General features: G+C 67.4%; 14 protein-coding genes. 5 read left to right on the top strand and 9 right to left on the bottom strand.

Annotated elements, in window-relative coordinates; all coding sequences use genetic code 11:
• Window positions 1–837 carry a nitrilase-related carbon-nitrogen hydrolase gene (locus F3087_RS25555; protein ID WP_150404566.1) on the bottom strand — a complete coding sequence of 279 codons (837 nt, stop codon included), beginning with the start codon at window positions 835–837 and terminating at the stop codon, window positions 1–3.
• 355 nt (window positions 838–1192) lie between these two features.
• Between F3087_RS25555 and F3087_RS25550 the strand changes: the two genes are divergently transcribed.
• Together F3087_RS25550 and F3087_RS25545 are read left to right on the top strand one after the other, a co-directional pair.
• The gene (locus F3087_RS25550) at window positions 1193–2626 is read left to right on the top strand and encodes an aminotransferase-like domain-containing protein (protein WP_223885327.1); all 1434 of its coding nucleotides are present in this window, start codon (window positions 1193–1195) and stop codon (window positions 2624–2626) included.
• Between the two features lie 258 nt (window positions 2627–2884).
• Window positions 2885–3613 (top strand): peptidylprolyl isomerase, encoded by a 729-nt coding sequence (locus F3087_RS25545; protein ID WP_223885326.1) that lies wholly within the window; start codon window positions 2885–2887, stop codon window positions 3611–3613.
• An 86-nt stretch (window positions 3614–3699) separates the two neighbouring features.
• Here the strand turns inward: F3087_RS25545 and F3087_RS25540 are convergent, their stop codons facing one another.
• The 6 genes from F3087_RS25540 to F3087_RS25515 form a co-directional block, all read right to left on the bottom strand.
• Window positions 3700–4140: a VOC family protein gene (locus tag F3087_RS25540; RefSeq protein ID WP_150404565.1), complete on the bottom strand. Its 441-nt coding sequence runs from the start codon at window positions 4138–4140 to the stop codon at window positions 3700–3702.
• A gap of 96 nt (window positions 4141–4236) precedes the next feature.
• Window positions 4237–4983, bottom strand: coding sequence for a class I SAM-dependent DNA methyltransferase (locus F3087_RS25535; protein WP_150404564.1), 747 nt, complete (start codon window positions 4981–4983; stop codon window positions 4237–4239).
• 48 nt (window positions 4984–5031) lie between these two features.
• Entirely contained in the window at window positions 5032–5982 is a 951-nt protein-coding gene (locus tag F3087_RS25530; protein ID WP_223885325.1) for a Fic family protein, read from the bottom strand.
• A gap of 388 nt (window positions 5983–6370) precedes the next feature.
• Entirely contained in the window at window positions 6371–7885 is a 1515-nt protein-coding gene (locus F3087_RS25525; protein ID WP_150404562.1) for a glycosyltransferase family 39 protein, read from the bottom strand.
• Window positions 7878–8513 (bottom strand): TetR/AcrR family transcriptional regulator, encoded by a 636-nt coding sequence (locus F3087_RS25520; protein WP_150404561.1) that lies wholly within the window; start codon window positions 8511–8513, stop codon window positions 7878–7880. The genes F3087_RS25525 and F3087_RS25520 overlap by 8 nt, the downstream gene beginning before the upstream one ends.
• An 18-nt stretch (window positions 8514–8531) precedes the next feature.
• Window positions 8532–9782: a carboxylesterase/lipase family protein gene (locus F3087_RS25515; protein WP_150404560.1), complete on the bottom strand. Its 1251-nt coding sequence runs from the start codon at window positions 9780–9782 to the stop codon at window positions 8532–8534.
• Between the two features lie 329 nt (window positions 9783–10111).
• Between F3087_RS25515 and F3087_RS25510 the strand changes: the two genes are divergently transcribed.
• Complete coding sequence (locus F3087_RS25510; protein ID WP_150404559.1) at window positions 10112–12124, top strand: ATP-binding protein; 2013 nt, start codon at window positions 10112–10114, stop codon at window positions 12122–12124.
• A 52-nt stretch (window positions 12125–12176) separates the two neighbouring features.
• Here F3087_RS25510 and arc read toward each other — a convergent pair whose 3' ends face one another.
• Entirely contained in the window at window positions 12177–13937 is a 1761-nt protein-coding gene (gene arc, locus F3087_RS25505; protein WP_150404558.1) for a proteasome ATPase, read from the bottom strand.
• A 311-nt stretch (window positions 13938–14248) separates the two neighbouring features.
• Here arc and F3087_RS25500 point away from each other — a divergent pair, with 311 nt between their 5' ends.
• Window positions 14249–14635: a hypothetical protein gene (locus F3087_RS25500; protein ID WP_223885324.1), complete on the top strand. Its 387-nt coding sequence runs from the start codon at window positions 14249–14251 to the stop codon at window positions 14633–14635.
• Between the two features lie 57 nt (window positions 14636–14692).
• On the opposite strand, the gene F3087_RS25495 is transcribed toward F3087_RS25500, so the two are convergent.
• Window positions 14693–15526, bottom strand: a complete 834-nt coding sequence (locus F3087_RS25495) for a tRNA (adenine-N1)-methyltransferase (RefSeq protein ID WP_150404556.1) — start codon at window positions 15524–15526, stop codon at window positions 14693–14695.
• 81 nt (window positions 15527–15607) lie between these two features.
• Between F3087_RS25495 and F3087_RS25490 the strand changes: the two genes are divergently transcribed.
• Window positions 15608–16519 (top strand): RecB family exonuclease, encoded by a 912-nt coding sequence (locus tag F3087_RS25490; protein ID WP_150404555.1) that lies wholly within the window; start codon window positions 15608–15610, stop codon window positions 16517–16519.

Below are 16519 nucleotides of genomic sequence, written 5' to 3'. Positions count from 1 at the left end.
CTAGGGAGCCACCAGCGGACCGTAGGCATCCGGCCTGCGGTCGCGATAGAAGGCCCACCGGTCGCGCACCGTCTTGATCAGATCCAGGTCCAGGTCGCGGATCACCAGTTCGGGATCGGTGTCCGAGGCGACCTCGCCGACGAACTTGCCCTCCGGGTCGACGAAGTAGCTGGTGCCGTAGAAGTCGTCGTCGCCGTACTCCTCGATGCCGACCCGGTTGATCGCGCCGATGTAGTACTCGTTGGCCACCGCGGACGCCGGCTGCTCCAGCTTCCACAGGTAGCCGGACAGGCCGCGCGAGGTCGCGGACGGGTTGAACACGATCTCCGCGCCGGCCAGGCCGAGGGCGCGCCAGCCCTCCGGGAAATGCCGGTCGTAACAGATATAGACGCCGACCTTGCCGACCGCGGTATCGAAAACCGGCCAGCCGAGATTGCCCGGCCGGAAGTAGAACTTCTCCCAGAAGCCGTTGACGTGCGGAATATGGTGTTTACGGTACTTGCCCAGGTAGCTGCCGTCGGCGTCGATCACCGCGGCGGTGTTGTAGAGCAGGCCCGGTTGCTCCTGCTCGTACACCGGCAGGACCATCACCATGCCCAATTCCTTTGCCAGCGCGGCGAATCGGTCCGTGGTCGGACCCGGCACCGACTCCGCGTACTCGTAGAACTTCGTGTCCTGCAACTGGCAGAAGTAGGGGCCGTAGAACAGCTCCTGGAAGCAGATCACCTTCGCGCCCTGCGCGGCCGCCTGGCGCGCGTAATCCTCGTGCGCTTTGATCATGGACTCTTTGTCGCCGGTCCAGTTCGTCTGGACGAGCGCGGCTCGAACGATTCCCATGCTTTGTTATACTTCACGCCGAACCAATTCGGTTGTGTTACAAGATTGCGGAAACAGTTTCGTTGCCGTAAACCTCGAGCCTGGTCGTAGTTCCGGCGCCACACCCGACGCAGAATGACGGTGTGAGCGAGCGAATCGGAGGCACAGCGCCCATGCGCCCGACGCCTGCGCGCGCCGCCGCCAGGGGTGGAGTCCGAGACTCGCGGAGGCTGGACCTCAGCGAGCGCACTCTGCGGGTCGATGCCGGATCCCCGCACCCTGTCTCGGGATCTGCACCGGGTATGGGGCCCTATTCCGGGTGCGGGTCCCTAGAGAGAGTGCGTCTGGCGAAGCCGTCTGCGGGTGAGGTGGGGGTGTGACGATCGAGCCGACGATTGCCGATGCGGGCGGGGAGGCGGCCACCGCGAAAGACACCGGGCGGTTCATTGCGGACCTGGACGATCGGACGCCGGCGGGGATCGCGGCGGCGGTCAGCAGGCAGATTCGTTCGGGGGCGTTGACGCCGGGATCCAGGCTGCCCACCGTTCGCGAAGTCGCTCGCGAACTCAAGGTCTCGCCCGCGACGGTGAATCAGGCATGGCGCGCGCTGGCCTCCGCCGGGGCGATCGTCGCACGCGGACGGGCGGGGACCTTCGTCGGTGCGCCCGTCGCCACCAGGCCGGTTACCGCCGTCGGGCGCTACCAACGGCTGCATCCACCGTCCTACAGCGCTTTTCGGATCGATCTCTCCCGCGGCACGCCTGATCCCGACCTACTGCCCGATCTCGGTGCGGCACTGCGCGATCTGACCCGGGACGGAGCCAGTGACCTCGCCGCCGACTATCTCGGCGAGGCGGTGCTGCCGGAGCTGGCCGCGAAAGTCCGGGCCGACTGGCCCTTTCGCGCCGAACGGATCGCGGTCCTCGACGGCGCGCTCGACGCGGTCGATCGGCTCCTGACCGCGCACATCCGGCTCGGTGACGCGGTAGCGGTCGAAGATCCTTGCTTCCCACCGTTTCTCGACCTGCTCGCCGGACTCGGCGCGCGGCCCGTCCCCGTTCGGATGGACGAATCCGGCCTGCTGCCCGCCGAACTCGCCCGCGCCGTCACCGACCACGGCGCCACCGCGCTCATCCTGCAACCCCGCGGCCAGAACCCCACCGGCGTCTCCATCACCGCCCGCCGCATCCGCGAGCTGTCCGACATCCTGCTCGACACAAGCACTCTCGTCATCGAGGACGATCACTCCGCCGGAATCGCCGCCGCCCCGCTGCGATCCCTCGGCAGCCGCCTTCCCCGCCGCACCGTCCACATCCGCTCGTACTCCAAATCGCACGGTGCGGACCTGCGCCTCGCCGTCGCCGGCGGTCCCGCCGACCTCCTCGACCCGGTGGTCGAACGCCGCATGCTCGGCGCGGGCTGGACCAGCCGGCTCCTGCAACGCGTCCTGCTGAGCATGCTCGACGACGCCGCCGCCATCCACGCCGTCACCACCGCCCGCGCCGAATATCGCAGGCGCTCAGCCGAACTCCGCCGCGCCCTGACCCGCCGCGGCATCACCGTCGCCCGCGGCGACGGCATCAACCTCTGGCTCCCGGTGGCCGACGAGAACGCCGCCATGATCTCCCTCGCCGCCGCAGGCATCAAAGCCGCCCCCGGCGGGCCCTTCATCGTCGGCGACCCGCCGCCCACCGACCACCTCCGGATCACCATCTCCCCCCTCGCCGACGCCGACCTCGACTGGCTCGCCACCGAACTGGCCGCCGCGACCACCGCGGTCCCCACCTACCGCCGCATCCGGCGCACCTGAGCCGTTCTCGCACAGTCGTTTCGGCCGCCACACATAGCTCAGGGACATCTGTCGTCGAGTCGGCGGCACCGTTGCGTCGGATTCCATAGCCCACGGACATCTATCGGTAACCGGAGGAACCCGTCAGTTATCGACCCGGCAACCTGGTGTTCGATTTCGCGGAGATCGGGACCGTCCCGGCACGCGAACGGCGGCGAGATGGGATGATTCGGCTCGGCATCAGCCGGTGCGCAATCCGAATGAAGGAGATTCCTAGCGGTGAGCAGCGAAGTGCAGGGGCGGCAGTTCGGCAACAGCAAACGTGGACGGCGGTTCGGCGTCCCGCGCGGGGTGCTGCGCGTCGTCGGTGTCGCGGCCGTCGCGGCGGCGCTCGCGGCGTTCGCGTCCGGCGGGGTCTCGGCCAACACGTGGACTGTGCGCACCCAGCAACAGCCCGGGCAATGCAGCGCGCCCGCGGAGGGCGCGGTGACCGCGCGCACCTACCCGGCGCCCGGCCCGGCCACCGAACCCGGCGCCACCTACTCGGCGACGCTCGACACCACCTGCGGCGCAATCCAGATCGCGCTCGATCCGCGGGCACCGCAGACGGTCAACTCGTTCGCGTTCCTGTCCAACGAGCAGTACTTCGATCACACCAAGTGCCACCGGATCACCACCCAGGGCATCTACGTCCTGCAGTGCGGCGATCCGACCGCGCAGGGCACCGGCGGCCCGGGCTACCAGATCCCGGACGAGAACCTGGCCGGCGCGACCTACCCGGCGGGCACCGTCGCGATGGCGAACGCGGGCCCGAACACCAACGGCAGCCAGTTCTTCCTGGTCTACAAGGACAGCCCGCTGCCCCCGAGCTACACCCCGTTCGGCCGCATCACCGCCGGCCTCGACGTCCTCCAGGGCGTCGCCGCGGCCGGCACGCGTGACGGCAGCCCGGACGGCACGCCGCGCGACGACGTCGTCCTGAACAAGGTCGAAACCACCAAGATCTAGTTTCTCCCCTCGAGACAATGGCGGCGTCCCCGACGCCGCCATTGTCGTTTCGCGGGGCCTATTTGTGCGGGGTGATATGCGCGAAATCAGTTGGGGGGCTGGCCGTTCAGGAAATAGACGGCTTCCCAGAGGTGGTCGTCGGGGTCGGTGAAGTAGCCGGAATAGATGCCCCAGGGGCGTTCGAGGGGCGCGCGGACGATGGTGCCGCCCGCCTGCTGGGCTTGATCGAGGATGCGGTCGACGTCTTCGCGGGCGTCGACGAAGAAGCCGAGGCTCATCGGCGAACCGGCCACGCGATCGACCGGGAGCGCGGCGTCGGTGGCCAAGTCGGTGCGCGAGTACAGCGACAGCATCAGGCCGTTGCCCAGGGTGAACATGGCCGCCGAGCCGCCCGGTATATCGCCGTCCGCGACATACTCGGTGCCGATGATGCCCGGCGAGGTGAGGCCGAGGCCGTCGCGATAGAAGCGCAGTGCGCGCTCGAGATCGCTCACTCCCAGGGTGATCGCGTTGATATGGACCTGCATGCGCGCACTCCTCCGCTCAACGTCGACTACACAGCCAGTCAACCCGCGCAGTGGCGGTTGGTCTTGAACGATTCGGACACCGGCGCGTCGCCGGCTTCACGCACCGCGGCGGGCGACGGTGATGATCTCCGGACTGGCCGCCGTCACCGGGCTGCGATCCCAATCCCCGAACTGCTCCGCCACGACCAACCCCGCCTCGGACAAGAACGCCGCCAACCCATCCCGATCGAGAAACCGCAGCGTGCTGTGACTCACCTCGGGCCGATCCCAGCGGTCGCAGGTGAAGGTGTGCGTGAACGAAACCAGGTCACCCGCAACCGGTTCCGTCACTCGGCACACACAATGCACCACCGCCCCCTCGTCATCCGACACCACATCGGAATACCGCCGATTCCACGTCTCCCATTCCCGCACAAGCGGATTGCGCGTCTCGAACGCGAAGCACCCGTCATCGGTCAACACCGAAGCGATCACCTCGAACAGCGACCTCACCTCGTCATCACCGACAAGCTGCTGAAACGCATGCCCGGTCATCACCACCAACTCGAACTCCCGCCCCCACCCCCGAACCGCCCCCGCATCCCCGAGCACCCACTCGACATCCCCTTGCCCCCGCGCGACTTCCAACATCCCCACCGCCGGATCCACCCCACACAACCGCCCGGCATGCCCGTCCCGCCGAGCCCGCCGCAACAGCTCCCCGGTCCCACACCCCACATCGAGCACAGACCCCGCCCCCATCACCAACGGCAGATAGAACGCGAAGTCCCCCCGCCCCTCCCACGGATTGAACTGGTCATAAACCGCAGCCAACCGTGCCTCACCGAACGCCCTGTCGACCATGACCGAAGGGTGTCAAAGCAACAGCGTTGCCGCTACTGAATTTTCGGCTCAGCCGCGCACACGGCGAATTCCAGCGGCGAAATCGTCTAGGGCGGTGAGGATGTCGTCGGCTTGCCATACCCGGTTGCGGGATCGTTGAGAAACCTCGTGGAGCACACCGGACTCGACCAGACGATCTATGGCACGTTGAGCGGCGACATCACTGACTTCGAAGATCCGGGTGAGATAGGCGTTGTCGATCACGGGTTGTGCGACCAGCAGATCGATCACCCGCCACGCGATCGAATCACTACGAGCAGTTGTTTTCTCGCGATACTCCGCACGAATCGAACTCAGCTGCTCTACGAGATCGGTCCCACTACCGATGGCGAAGAACACGGCGTCGACGAACTGACGAACGATCGGTGCGGGATCGCCTGCTCGATATTGGTTCAGCGCGTCGAAGTACGCCGCCGTGTTGACCAGCAGCCCGGCCGAAATCGGCACGGTCACATGCCGCGTCAGCCCTTTGCCTCGCAGCATCGCATGCACCACAGCCCGTCCGGTGCGACCGTTTCCGTCGATGAACGGATGAATCGTCTCGAACTGCGCGTGCGCCAAGGCGACCTGGACGACCAGCGGGATGTCGTCGCGACGCACGAAACCGACCAGATCGGCGATCGCGTCCGGTATCCGCTCGTGATGTGGCGGAACGAAATCGGCGAGGTGTGGGCCGATATTGCTACCGCCGATCCACACCTGCTCGGTCCGCCATCGCCCGGCATGGTCCGGGCTGGATGATTCGAGCAGCGCATGATGCATGGTCAGCAGAGTTTCGGCATCGACCGTGCGGCTCAGCTCCACTGCGGCTTCCATCGCTCGGACATTCGCGGTCACGATTCGCGCGTTCCGGTTCGTGTGCTTGCCCAGCTCAGCGAGGGCCAGCTGCCGGGCACCGACGGTCAGGTTCTCGATCTGCGACGATGCGGCGCTCTCCGTGCGCAGCAACACGGCGCTCATCGGTCCGAGCTCACAGTCTGTACCCAGCGCGGCGGACACGTGGGCGTCGAATCGTGCGAGTTGGTTTGCCGACTCTTCCGCCTCGGCCAGCAAACCCGCCGGTAGCGCTACGACAGCATCTGCGATAGCCGGAAGGACGGCTGCCGCGTAGGGACCCGCATGCTTACGCAGCTGGGTCCGAGATACATAGGCGTTACGAACCGCCCACGGGCGGTCTTCATACTCGACCGCAGGCCATAGCGGTGCCGCCGGATCGTTTGCCATCCTCCTACGTTACCAAACCTTAGTGGCATAAGGTTTGGTAAGCGACATCTTTACCGAACCTTATGCCCTTAAGATTGGATAACGCATGGTTCGACTGAACGCTAGGGCGTGCGGAAGCCGGCGCTCACAGCTTCATCAGGTGGGGCCAGGTTTGTGACCAGGGGGCGTGGGGTTCGTCGCAGCGCCAGATGGTTACGTCGCGGGTGGAGCCGGGGAAGCCTAGGCGGGCGTCGGCTCGGCCGATGGGGGTTATCGAGGCGAACAGGGGGCGGATGGCGGATTCGTCGTTGCCTACCCAGAGGACGGTGGTGGCGGAGTCGGGTGGGGTGCCGAAGTAGCCGAAGCCGCGGCTGGGGCTGTAGACGGCGGGGAGGTCGGTGCCGAGGACGTCGAGAGCGCTTGCCTGCCAATAGGAGTCGGTGATGATGACGACGTTGCCGCGGCCGGCTTCGGGGAGGGATCGATAGGCGGCGGCGGTGGCGGCGGCGAGCTCGGGCCAGCCGAACTTGCCGTACACGCCGATCGACAGGCCCGCGTCGGCCTCGCTGGTCGCGGGCTCGATCTTGGATTCAGGTTGCCAGGGCATGGTGAATGCCGCCAGCACAATGGATATGACGATCATCGTGGCGGTGACGATGGTGCGCAGGCGGCCCGTTTTCTCGGTCCAGCGCACCGCCCCCGCGGCGAACAACGCGGCGTAGCAGCCTGCCGCGTAGTAAGCCCTGCCGTCGGTGGCGATGAACGCGACGGCGAGCAGGATCGGAAGCAAGGCGAGGAATCGGTACTGGCGCAACGGTTCCCAGCGGAACAGAGCCACGATGCCGTAGATCAGCAGCACGCCGCCGACGAGCCCGGCGGACGCCATGGCCAGCGGCAGCCAGGTGTAGCGGCCGCCGACGGTGGCCTGTTCCTCGGCGACCACCGCGCCGAGCCGCAACTGCGGCCAGTCGTGGGCGGACTGCCAGATCAGGCTCGGCAGCGTCATGCAGAAGACCAGCACCGCACCCAACCACAGTGCGGGGCGGCGGAACAGGTCGCGCGGGCCGTAGATCGCCACGCCGATCGCGACCGCGATCCAGAAGAACGGAATCAGCCATTTGACCTGCATATCCAGGGCGGTGACCAGGGACGCCGACAGCAGCAGCGAGTCGTGCCGGGTGCGGACCCAGCGGATCAGCAGCCAGCTGATCAACACCCACAGCGCGGTGTCGACGGTGTTGGTGGCCAACTGGGTTCCCTGCACCAGCAGGAAAGGTGACGTCGCATAAGCGGTCGCGGTGAGCAGCTGGGCATTGCGCGCTCCGCCGAACTCCCTGGCGATCTGCGCGCTGATCAGCACCGCGGCAACCGTCACCAGCATCGCCGGAATACGCTGCGCCACCAATGATTCCGGAGCGATCAGGTCCATCAGCCGGGCGATCGCCGGCAGTAGCGGCCCCTGATCGGCGTAACTGACGGCGAGCCTGCGCCCGGCGGAGATGAAATACAGCTCGTCGCCGAAGAATCCGTACCGGCCGGCCGAAGCCAGCAGCGCGATCGCCGCCGCGATCGCGATCGCGGCGACGCCGACCACCGCGAACGGCGGCTGCGCCGCCGCCGTATCCGGTTGCCGCACTTGTGTTGTCGCAATATCAGTCATCTGCCCCCACCTTTCGCGTAGCCAAATCGAACAACCGGCACAGGTGCGCGGCGTACTCGTCCATGTCGAAGCCCGGCTCCCGGATCGCGCGCCCGGCCGCGCCGTCGATCGCGTCCCGGATGGACTTCGCCATCACCAGCGGATCGAAGTCGGCGAAATCACCGGCCCGCTGGCCTTCGCTCATGATGTCGACCAGCGGCACGATGATGTCCCGCTCCCCGTCGGCCGAGGCGAACCTCGGCTTGCCCGCCGCGTCGCGCAGGTTCAGCACCACGTCCGTCAGCGCCGCGACGTAGTTCACGTTCGCGGCGATGAAGGCGAGATTGGCTTCGATGTAGGCCAGCAACATGTTTCGCGGACCGACCGCCGCGGCGACCTTCGGCCCGATGTGCTCCGCCCCCGATACGTACAGCTGGATGACCAGCTGCGTCATCAGATCGTCCTTGCCGGCGAAGTGGTAGGAGATGACCCCCTTGGAGATCCCGGCATGCTTCGCGATCCGCGCGAGCGACGCATTGCCGTACCCGACCTCGGAGATCACCTCCACCGCGGACGCGATGATCTGCCGCCGCCGCGCTTCCTCGATAAACGACCTCTGTTGGCCATCTGGACCATTTTCTGACCGCACGGCCAGATATTAGCACGATCAGTCAGTGAAGTGCCGGGTGCTGCCCCGCTCCCACCCCGGATCGCCGTCCCGGACGAAACCGATCCAGCTGCGGCGCATCTCGTCGACCAGTCGCTGCGGACGCTCGCCGTGCAGCATTGGCGCGTGCTGCCACGCGTCCGCGTCGCCGAGCAAGAACGGCAGCTCGAGGCAGTGGCACGCGCCGAACGGACTGCCGTCCGGCTGCCAATCGAACCGGTACAGCCACGGCGCGACCCCGCGCTCGCCGAGCGCCGCACCCAGTTGCCGGGTCGGCCCGCCGAACCCCTGCTCGGTGGCCTGCGCCATGGCGTTCCAGTCGTCGGAGAAGAACGCCGCCGCCTCGTCCCTGGTCGTGCCCAGCAGGATCGGCATGGTGCTGTGCCGGCCCACCGCGCCCGCCGGGTCGGCATCGACCAACGTCCCGTCCCCGGTCAGCTGGAACGGCGGGATGATCCGGGACGGCGCCCGACTCGCGACCGCGGACTGCGCGGCCAGCAGTTCGGCCACCGGCACCGCTCCGAGCTGCTCGGCCTCGATGCCCAACTCCTGCACCAACTTCCCGCCGGTCTGCGCCGCATCATCGGGCGTGGCGGGCAGCATGCCGAGCGGCGTGCTCTGCAACACGGCCTGCTGGAACAACCCGCGCCCTTGCTCGCCGGACAGCATCGCCACCAGCGATATCGCACCCGCCGACTGCCCAGCCGCGGTCACTCGATCGGGGTCGCCGCCGAACGCCGCGATGTTCTCCCGCACCCAGGTGAGCGCCGCGATCTGATCGAGCAACCCCAAGTTGCCGTCGCTCACCCCGGGCAGCCGCAGATACCCGAACACGCCCAAGCGATAGTTCACGGTCACCACCACGACGTCCCCCAGCGCCGCGAACTCCGCCCCGTCGTACCACCCGAGACTCCCTGCGCCACTGGAGAATCCACCACCGTGCAGAAACACCAGCACCGGATGACCCGCGCCCGGCGGCGCCCACACGTTCAGCGACAGGCAATCCTCGTCCTGCCGAATCTCGAAGTCTCCCATCACCCGCGCCAGACGCGACGCCGATTGCGGTGCCGCCGGCCCGAACTCGGTGGCCGCCCGGACATCGGTCCACGGGACGCTCGGCTGCGGCTTGCCGAATCTTGCAGCCTGCGCATAAGGAATGCCCCGATAGGCCGTTACCGGCCCGTCGACAACACCACGGACGGCCCCCGCGGTCGTCTCGACGACAGGCGACACATTGATCTCACTGGTCATACGCCCGAGTCTGCCGCGCCCGCACCTACCGGGCCACACATCGATCGCAGCACACCGCTATCCGCCAACCTCGACCCGAACCAGGCGGATCGGGTCACGCGCGGCGATATCCGAACCAACGCCCGACTCCGCCGGTACGAACGACGCCGACTCGACCACTCCCGATCAGCTCGAACCCAAAGTCTCTCCGACCAGGTCGACGACCGAAGGTTCGGTCGCCGTCGACGCCGACCTAGCCGGCAAGCGCGGCAACATCAGTACCTGAACCCAGTTGATGTTGCACCACAGCGGCGGGGTATCGAGTCGGGTCTGCGGGGTATGTTTCCCGCATGGGTGGGCGATTGGCGTTGGTGGTGGGGTCGGAGTGCGCGGCGCTACCCGAATTGGGTTTCGTGCACGGACTCGCCGAAGACCTGTACGCCAGACTCACCGCCGACGGCGGGTGGGAATCGGCAACCGCCCATGACGGACCCGTAATCGACCCTGGCGCAAGCAAACTCGCCGACATCATCGCCGCGGCCTTCGAATCGGCCGCTGCGCGACAGGCCAGTCTGCTCGTCACGTTCATCGGACACGGCGTCACCACCGGCCCCGAGGACTTCTATCTCCTCGCCTACGACTCCCCCGCGGTACCCGACTCGCGCACCGCCGTGCACCTCACCCAGTCGATCCGCGAACGACTGAACCGATCCGCGCTCGACGGCCTCGTCGTCCTCATCGACACCTGCGAAGCCGAACAGGGCGTGCACGGCGCGGCCCGTCGCTGGACCGACCTGCTCGCCAGATCCGCAGGGCGCGTGGAACTCCTGGTGGCCTCCGACGACGGCCCCGCCTACAACGGCTGCTTCACCAGGACCATGCTCGCCACCTTCGAGTCCGGACTCGCCACCCGCGGCGAAAACCTGCTCCCCGCCGACCTGGTCGACCCGATCGCCGCGAGCTGCGTTCAGCAACGCCCGCAGCATCTTTCGTACGCCATGGGCGCCGAATCCGCCTCCCCCGACGGCGATCCCGGCCTCTGGCTGCTGCCGAACCCGGCCCGCCGCCGAGACGCGCTGACCGGCCGCCCGGCCGCCGGTTTCGTCGACCACCTCACCCGCCGCCTGCAACTGACCGGCGCCATCCGCGAACGCCTCACCGAGATCGTGGAGAGCGGCAGCCACCGGTTGCGGGCGATCGTCGGACCGCCGGCCGCCGGGAAGTCGACCCTGATGGCGATGCTGATCCGCCCGACGATTGTCGACAGCCTGCCGATCGCCCCCGAATACGTCACCGCGGCAGTGTTTTTGACCGCCAGTAGTTCCATGGAGACCGTCGCCACCGAGCTGTCGGCCCAACTCAGCGTCCGCCTGCCGGGCTTCGCCGACGCGGTGCGTGAGGTCCGAGCACTGACCGAGAGCAGCGAGACCGAGCCCGACGTGTTCGACATCGAGGTCGGCCGCCCGATCACCCGATCGGCAAGTCCGGGAACCCGGGTCACCATCGTGCTCGACGGTCTGGACCAGCCGGAAGCGGGCAGCCGCACCCTGCTCATCCGCGCGATCGAAAACCTCACCACGGCCGCGGAATTCGCCCACGTCCGCCTGGTGATCAGCATCCGCGCCGGAACCGGCGTCGAGGACACGCCGGAACTCGCGCACATGCACCGAATCACCCTGCCGGAACCCACCGCTCGCGACGTCGCCGACATCCTGGTGGGATCCACCCGTGCCAAAGTCGCTCGGTACCACTCGGATACCTGGGTCAACTGGATCGACGCGCTGCTCGCGGAAACACCCACCCGGGTGTTCAGCGACTCGCACGCGGTCGCGAGCGGCTGGCTGGTCGCCCGCCTGCTGGTCGAGGTCGACTCCATGGTCACCCCGGCCGAGGTCACCGAAGGCATCGGCCTGGACACCGTCGTAGCGCATCGGATCGGCGACGCGATCACCTCGGCAGACCCCGAAATCCGCACGGCCCTCGGACCATTACTCGGCCTGCTCGTCGCCGCCGGCGTAGGCCCGGTGCTGCCGATCGACCTCGCCGAGGCAGCGCTCGCCCGGCTCGGCGCCGAGTTGACCACCGCCCAGATCCGCGACCTGCTCGTCGGACTCGGCGTCCTGATCACCCGCGGCCGCCCCGGAGACCCGGCCGAAATATTCGGCGTCACGCACGGCGCGTTGCTACCGGGCCTCACCACGGAAATGACAAGGCGCGGAATAGAACTCCAAGCCGTTCATCGCGCGATCAGCGCGGTCATCGAAACCGACTCCGCCCCGGCGATCGCCGAGTACGCGCGCAACTCGGCGGTCCGGCATCGCGTTGCCGGACTCGCGGAGACCGGTGCCGGGGATGCGCCCTGACCACACGAAAAAGCCGCGCCTCCAATGGAGACGCGGCCCTTCGTACTGAAACCTACAGGTACTGGCCCGTGCTGGATTCGGTGTCGATCGCCCTGCTCGCACTGGCGTTCTTGCCGGTGACGAGCGTGCGGATGTAGACGATCCGCTCGCCCTTCTTGCCCGAGATGCGGGCCCAGTCATCGGGATTCGTGGTGTTGGGCAGGTCCTCGTTCTCGGAGAACTCGTCCTGAATCGAATCGTAGAGATGCTGGAGACGCAGGCCGGGGTTGCCGGTGTCGAGGACGGACTTGATGGCGTACTTCTTGGAGCGGTCCACGATGTTCTGGATCATGGCGCCGGAGTTGAAGTCCTTGAAGTACAGGACCTCCTTGTCACCGTTGGCGTAGGTGACCTCCAGGAAGCGGTTGTCCTCGCTCTCGGCGTACATCCGGTCGACGACCCGTTCGATCATCGCCTGCACGCACGCCAGCTTGTCGCCGCCGAACTCGGCGAGATCGTCGGCGTGCAGGGGCAGCGTCTCCGTGAGGTACTTGGAGAAGATGTCCTGTGCCGATTCGGCATCCGGCCGCTCGATCTTGATCTTCACGTCCAGGCGGCCGGGCCGCAGGATCGCGGGGTCGATCATGTCCTCGCGGTTGGAGGCGCCGATCACGATGACGTTCTCCAGGCCCTCGACGCCGTCGATCTCCGAAAGCAGCTGCGGCACAACCGTGGTCTCCACATCGGAGGACACGCCCGAACCGCGGGTGCGGAAGATGGAATCCATCTCGTCGAAGAACACGATCACCGGGGTGCCCTCGGACGCCTTCTCGCGGGCCCGCTGGAAGATGATCCGGATGTGGCGCTCGGTCTCACCCACGAACTTGTTCAGCAGCTCGGGGCCCTTGATGTTCAGGAAGAACGACTTGGCTTCCTTGGCATCCTCACCGCGCGCCTCGGCGATCTTCTTGGCCAGCGAGTTGGCCACCGCCTTGGCGATGAGCGTCTTACCGCAACCGGGCGGACCGTAGAGCAGCACGCCCTTGGGCGGGCGCAACGCGTACTCGCGGAACAGGTCCTTGTGCAGGAAGGGCAGCTCCACCGCATCGCGGATCTGCTCGATCTGCCGGCCGAGGCCGCCGATGTCGGTGTAGTCGACGTCCGGAACCTCTTCCAGCACAAGGTCTTCGACCTCGGCCTTGGGAATGCGCTCGAACGCGAAGCCGGCCTTGGTGTCCACCAGGAGTGAATCGCCGGGGCGCAGTTTGCGAATCGGGGAGTCCGGGTCGTCCATGTCGTCGTACTCGGCGACCTTGGCCAGCGGACCCGCCAGCCAGACCACGCGTTCCTCGTCGGCGTGACCGACAACGAGGGCACGACGGCCGTCATCGAGGATCTCCCGCAGGGTGCCGATCTCGCCGATCGCGTCGAACACGCCGGCCTCGACGACCGTGAGCGCCTCGTTCAGGCGCACGGTCTGCCCGTATTCCAGGGTCGAGGTCTCGATGTTCGGTGAACACGTCAGCCGCATCTTGCGGCCCGAGGTGAACACATCGACCGTCTGATCGTCGTAGACGCCGATCAGAATGCCGTATCCGCTCGGCGGCTGACCGAGCCGATCGACTTCCTCGCGGAGCGCGATCAGCTGCTGCCGCGCCTCCTTGAGAGTGTCCATCAGCTTGGTGTTGCGAATCGTCAGCGAATCGATGCGGGCTTCCAATTCCCGTGCACGATCCGGCGAATCGGCGAGTTGCCTGCGGAGTGCAGCCGCTTCGGCGCGTACCGCCTCGAGCTCTCTCCAGGCCGCCGAATCCGAATTCTCGATGGGGCTCATGTGCTGCTCCTCCCAGTCCCGGTCTATCAACGCTACCGGGCGCGAACCGTTCTCGCTTTCCGACATGGTTTCGTCGTGATCACATCTGGGCTGCGATCGACCGCCGGATAACCATGTTAGCCTGCCCTAACCCGCACTCGGTGAGCCAGCTCGCCGACCGAGCCGAAAGGTTGCTGAAGATGCTCCTTCCCGCCAGAACCCTCCGCGTTTCCCTTGCTACCGCTGCCGCCGCCCTCGCCGTTACCGCCGGGCTCGTCGGCTGTAGTTCCGATGACAACAAATCCGATGCCACAGTCTCTTCCTCCAGCGCAGTGGCCGCTAGTGCGTCGAGCAGCGCGGCGCCGTCCGCGGCCGCGAGCGCGCCGACGCCGGAGACGTTGCAGGCGGTCCTGGTGAAGTTGTCCGACCCGGCGGTACCCACGGCGGACAAGGCCAAGCTGATCGTCGACGGCGAAAAGCGCACGGCGAACATCGATCAGATGAACAAGGGTCTGGCCGGGTACGCGCTGACCTTCGCAGTGGCCGATGTCACAGTCCAGGGCAACAGCGCGACCGCGCAGGTGACCATCAACTCGCCGCACGGCACCGCCCCCGCGATGCCCATCACCTGGGAGAACGTCGGCGGCACCTGGAAGCTCTCGGACCAGAGCGGCTGCCTGCTGCTCGGCTTCGCGCAGGCGCCCTGCGTCCCTGCCTGATCGATGACGACGGCCGAGGGCGGTGTGCGGACGCCCTCGGCCGGTTCAGCCGGCGCGTCAGCCCTTCGACGGCCTGCGCTGCGGCTTGGGGGTCACCGTGCCCTCGGCGAGCTTGCGTGCGCTCACCAGGAAGGCCGTATGGCCCTGCATGCGGTGCTCGGGGCGCACCGCGAGGCCGACCACGTGCCAGCCGCGCACGATCGATTCCCAGGACCGCGGCTCGGTCCAGCATTCCTGTTCGCGCAGCGCTTCCACGACCTTGGACAGCTGCGTGACCGTGGCCACGTAGACGATCAGCACGCCGCCGGGCACCAGCGCCTTGGACACCGCGGGCAGCGCGTCCCACGGCGCGAGCATGTCGAGCACCGCGCGATCCACCGGTTCGCCGTCGAAATCGGCGACGTCGCCGACCGTCAGCGACCAGTTAGCCGGACGTTCGCCATAGAACGTTTCGACGTTGCGGATGGCGTGATCGGCGTGATCCTGGCGAATTTCGTACGAGATGACCTCGCCCTGCGGCCCGACGGCACGCAACAGCGAACAGGTCAGCGCGCCGGAACCCGCGCCGGCCTCCAGCACCCGCGCGCCGGGGAACATGTCGCCCTCGTGCACGATCTGGGCGGCGTCCTTCGGGTAGATGACCGCGGCGCCGCGCGGCATGGACAGCACGTAGTCGATCAGTAACGGACGCAACGCCAGATACGGGGTGCCGTTGGTGGAGTTGACCACCGAGCCCTCGTCGGCGCCGATCAAGCTGTCGTGCTTGATCCCGCCGCGATGGGTGTGGAACTCCTTGCCCTCCTCCAAGACCACCGTGTACAGGCGGCCTTTGGCATCGGTCAGCTGTACCCGGTCACCGAGGGTGAATGGCCCGGTCCGTCTGGCCGTCATGAATCTCCGTTCGCTGGAAGAACTAGCACTGAATGAAAGTCACGCACCGGCGTGTCGGTGCCGCCGGATAGCCTGCCAGGTATGAGCTCGCCCGTGTCCACGCCCCCTGCCGACGGCGCGCCCGCGTCCGATCCCGGTGCGGCGGCGAGCCGGTCGCGGCCGGCGCTGTCGCCTTCGCGGGCAATGGATTTCAAGCAGTGCCCGCTGAAGTACCGGTTCCGGGCGATCGACCGGATCCCGGAGCCGCCGAATCGCAACGCGCTGCGCGGCACGGTGGTGCACGCGGTGCTGGAGGACCTGTACGGGCTGCCCGCGGTGCAGCGCCGGCCGCAGCGGGCGGAGGGCCTGATCGTGCCCGCCTGGGCGCGGGTGGCGGCCGAATGGCCCGCGGTGACCGAGCTGATCACCGACGACGAGCTGGACGGCTTCCTGGCCGAGGTGGGCTCGCTGGTGCAGGCGTACTACCGGCTGGAGGATCCCACGCGCTTCGATCCGGAGTCGCGCGAGGCGCGGGTCGAGGTGGAGCTCGACGACGGAGTTCTGTTGCGCGGCTTCGTCGATCGGATCGATGTCGCGCCGACCGGACAGCTACGGGTGGTCGATTACAAGACCGGCCGCGCGCCCGGACCGACGCAGGAGACCAGGGCGCTGTTCCAGCTGAAGTTCTACGCGCTGGTCGTGCTGCGCACCCGCGGCATCCTGCCGGCCCAGCTGCGCCTGATCTACCTGTCCGACGAGCAGATCCTCACCTACGCCCCCGACGAAGAGGAACTGCGCCGCTTCGAACGCACGCTCTCCGCGCTGTGGGAGGCCATCCTGGCGGCGGGTCGCACCGGCGACTTCCAGCCGAACACCAGTTGGCTCTGCGCGTACTGCGACTACAAACCCCTGTGCCCCGAATTCGGCGGCACGCCCCCGCCCTACCCCGGCTGGCCGGCCGGCGGGACCGGCGAGTCGCCGGACGAGACCCTGGCCGACGCGGTGGCCGAATAA

This window comes from Nocardia colli, from assembly GCF_008704205.1.
Taxonomy (GTDB): domain Bacteria; phylum Actinomycetota; class Actinomycetes; order Mycobacteriales; family Mycobacteriaceae; genus Nocardia; species Nocardia colli.
The sequence above is the reverse complement of the archived record's forward strand: the minus strand, read 5'-3'. Positions and strand labels throughout refer to the sequence as shown.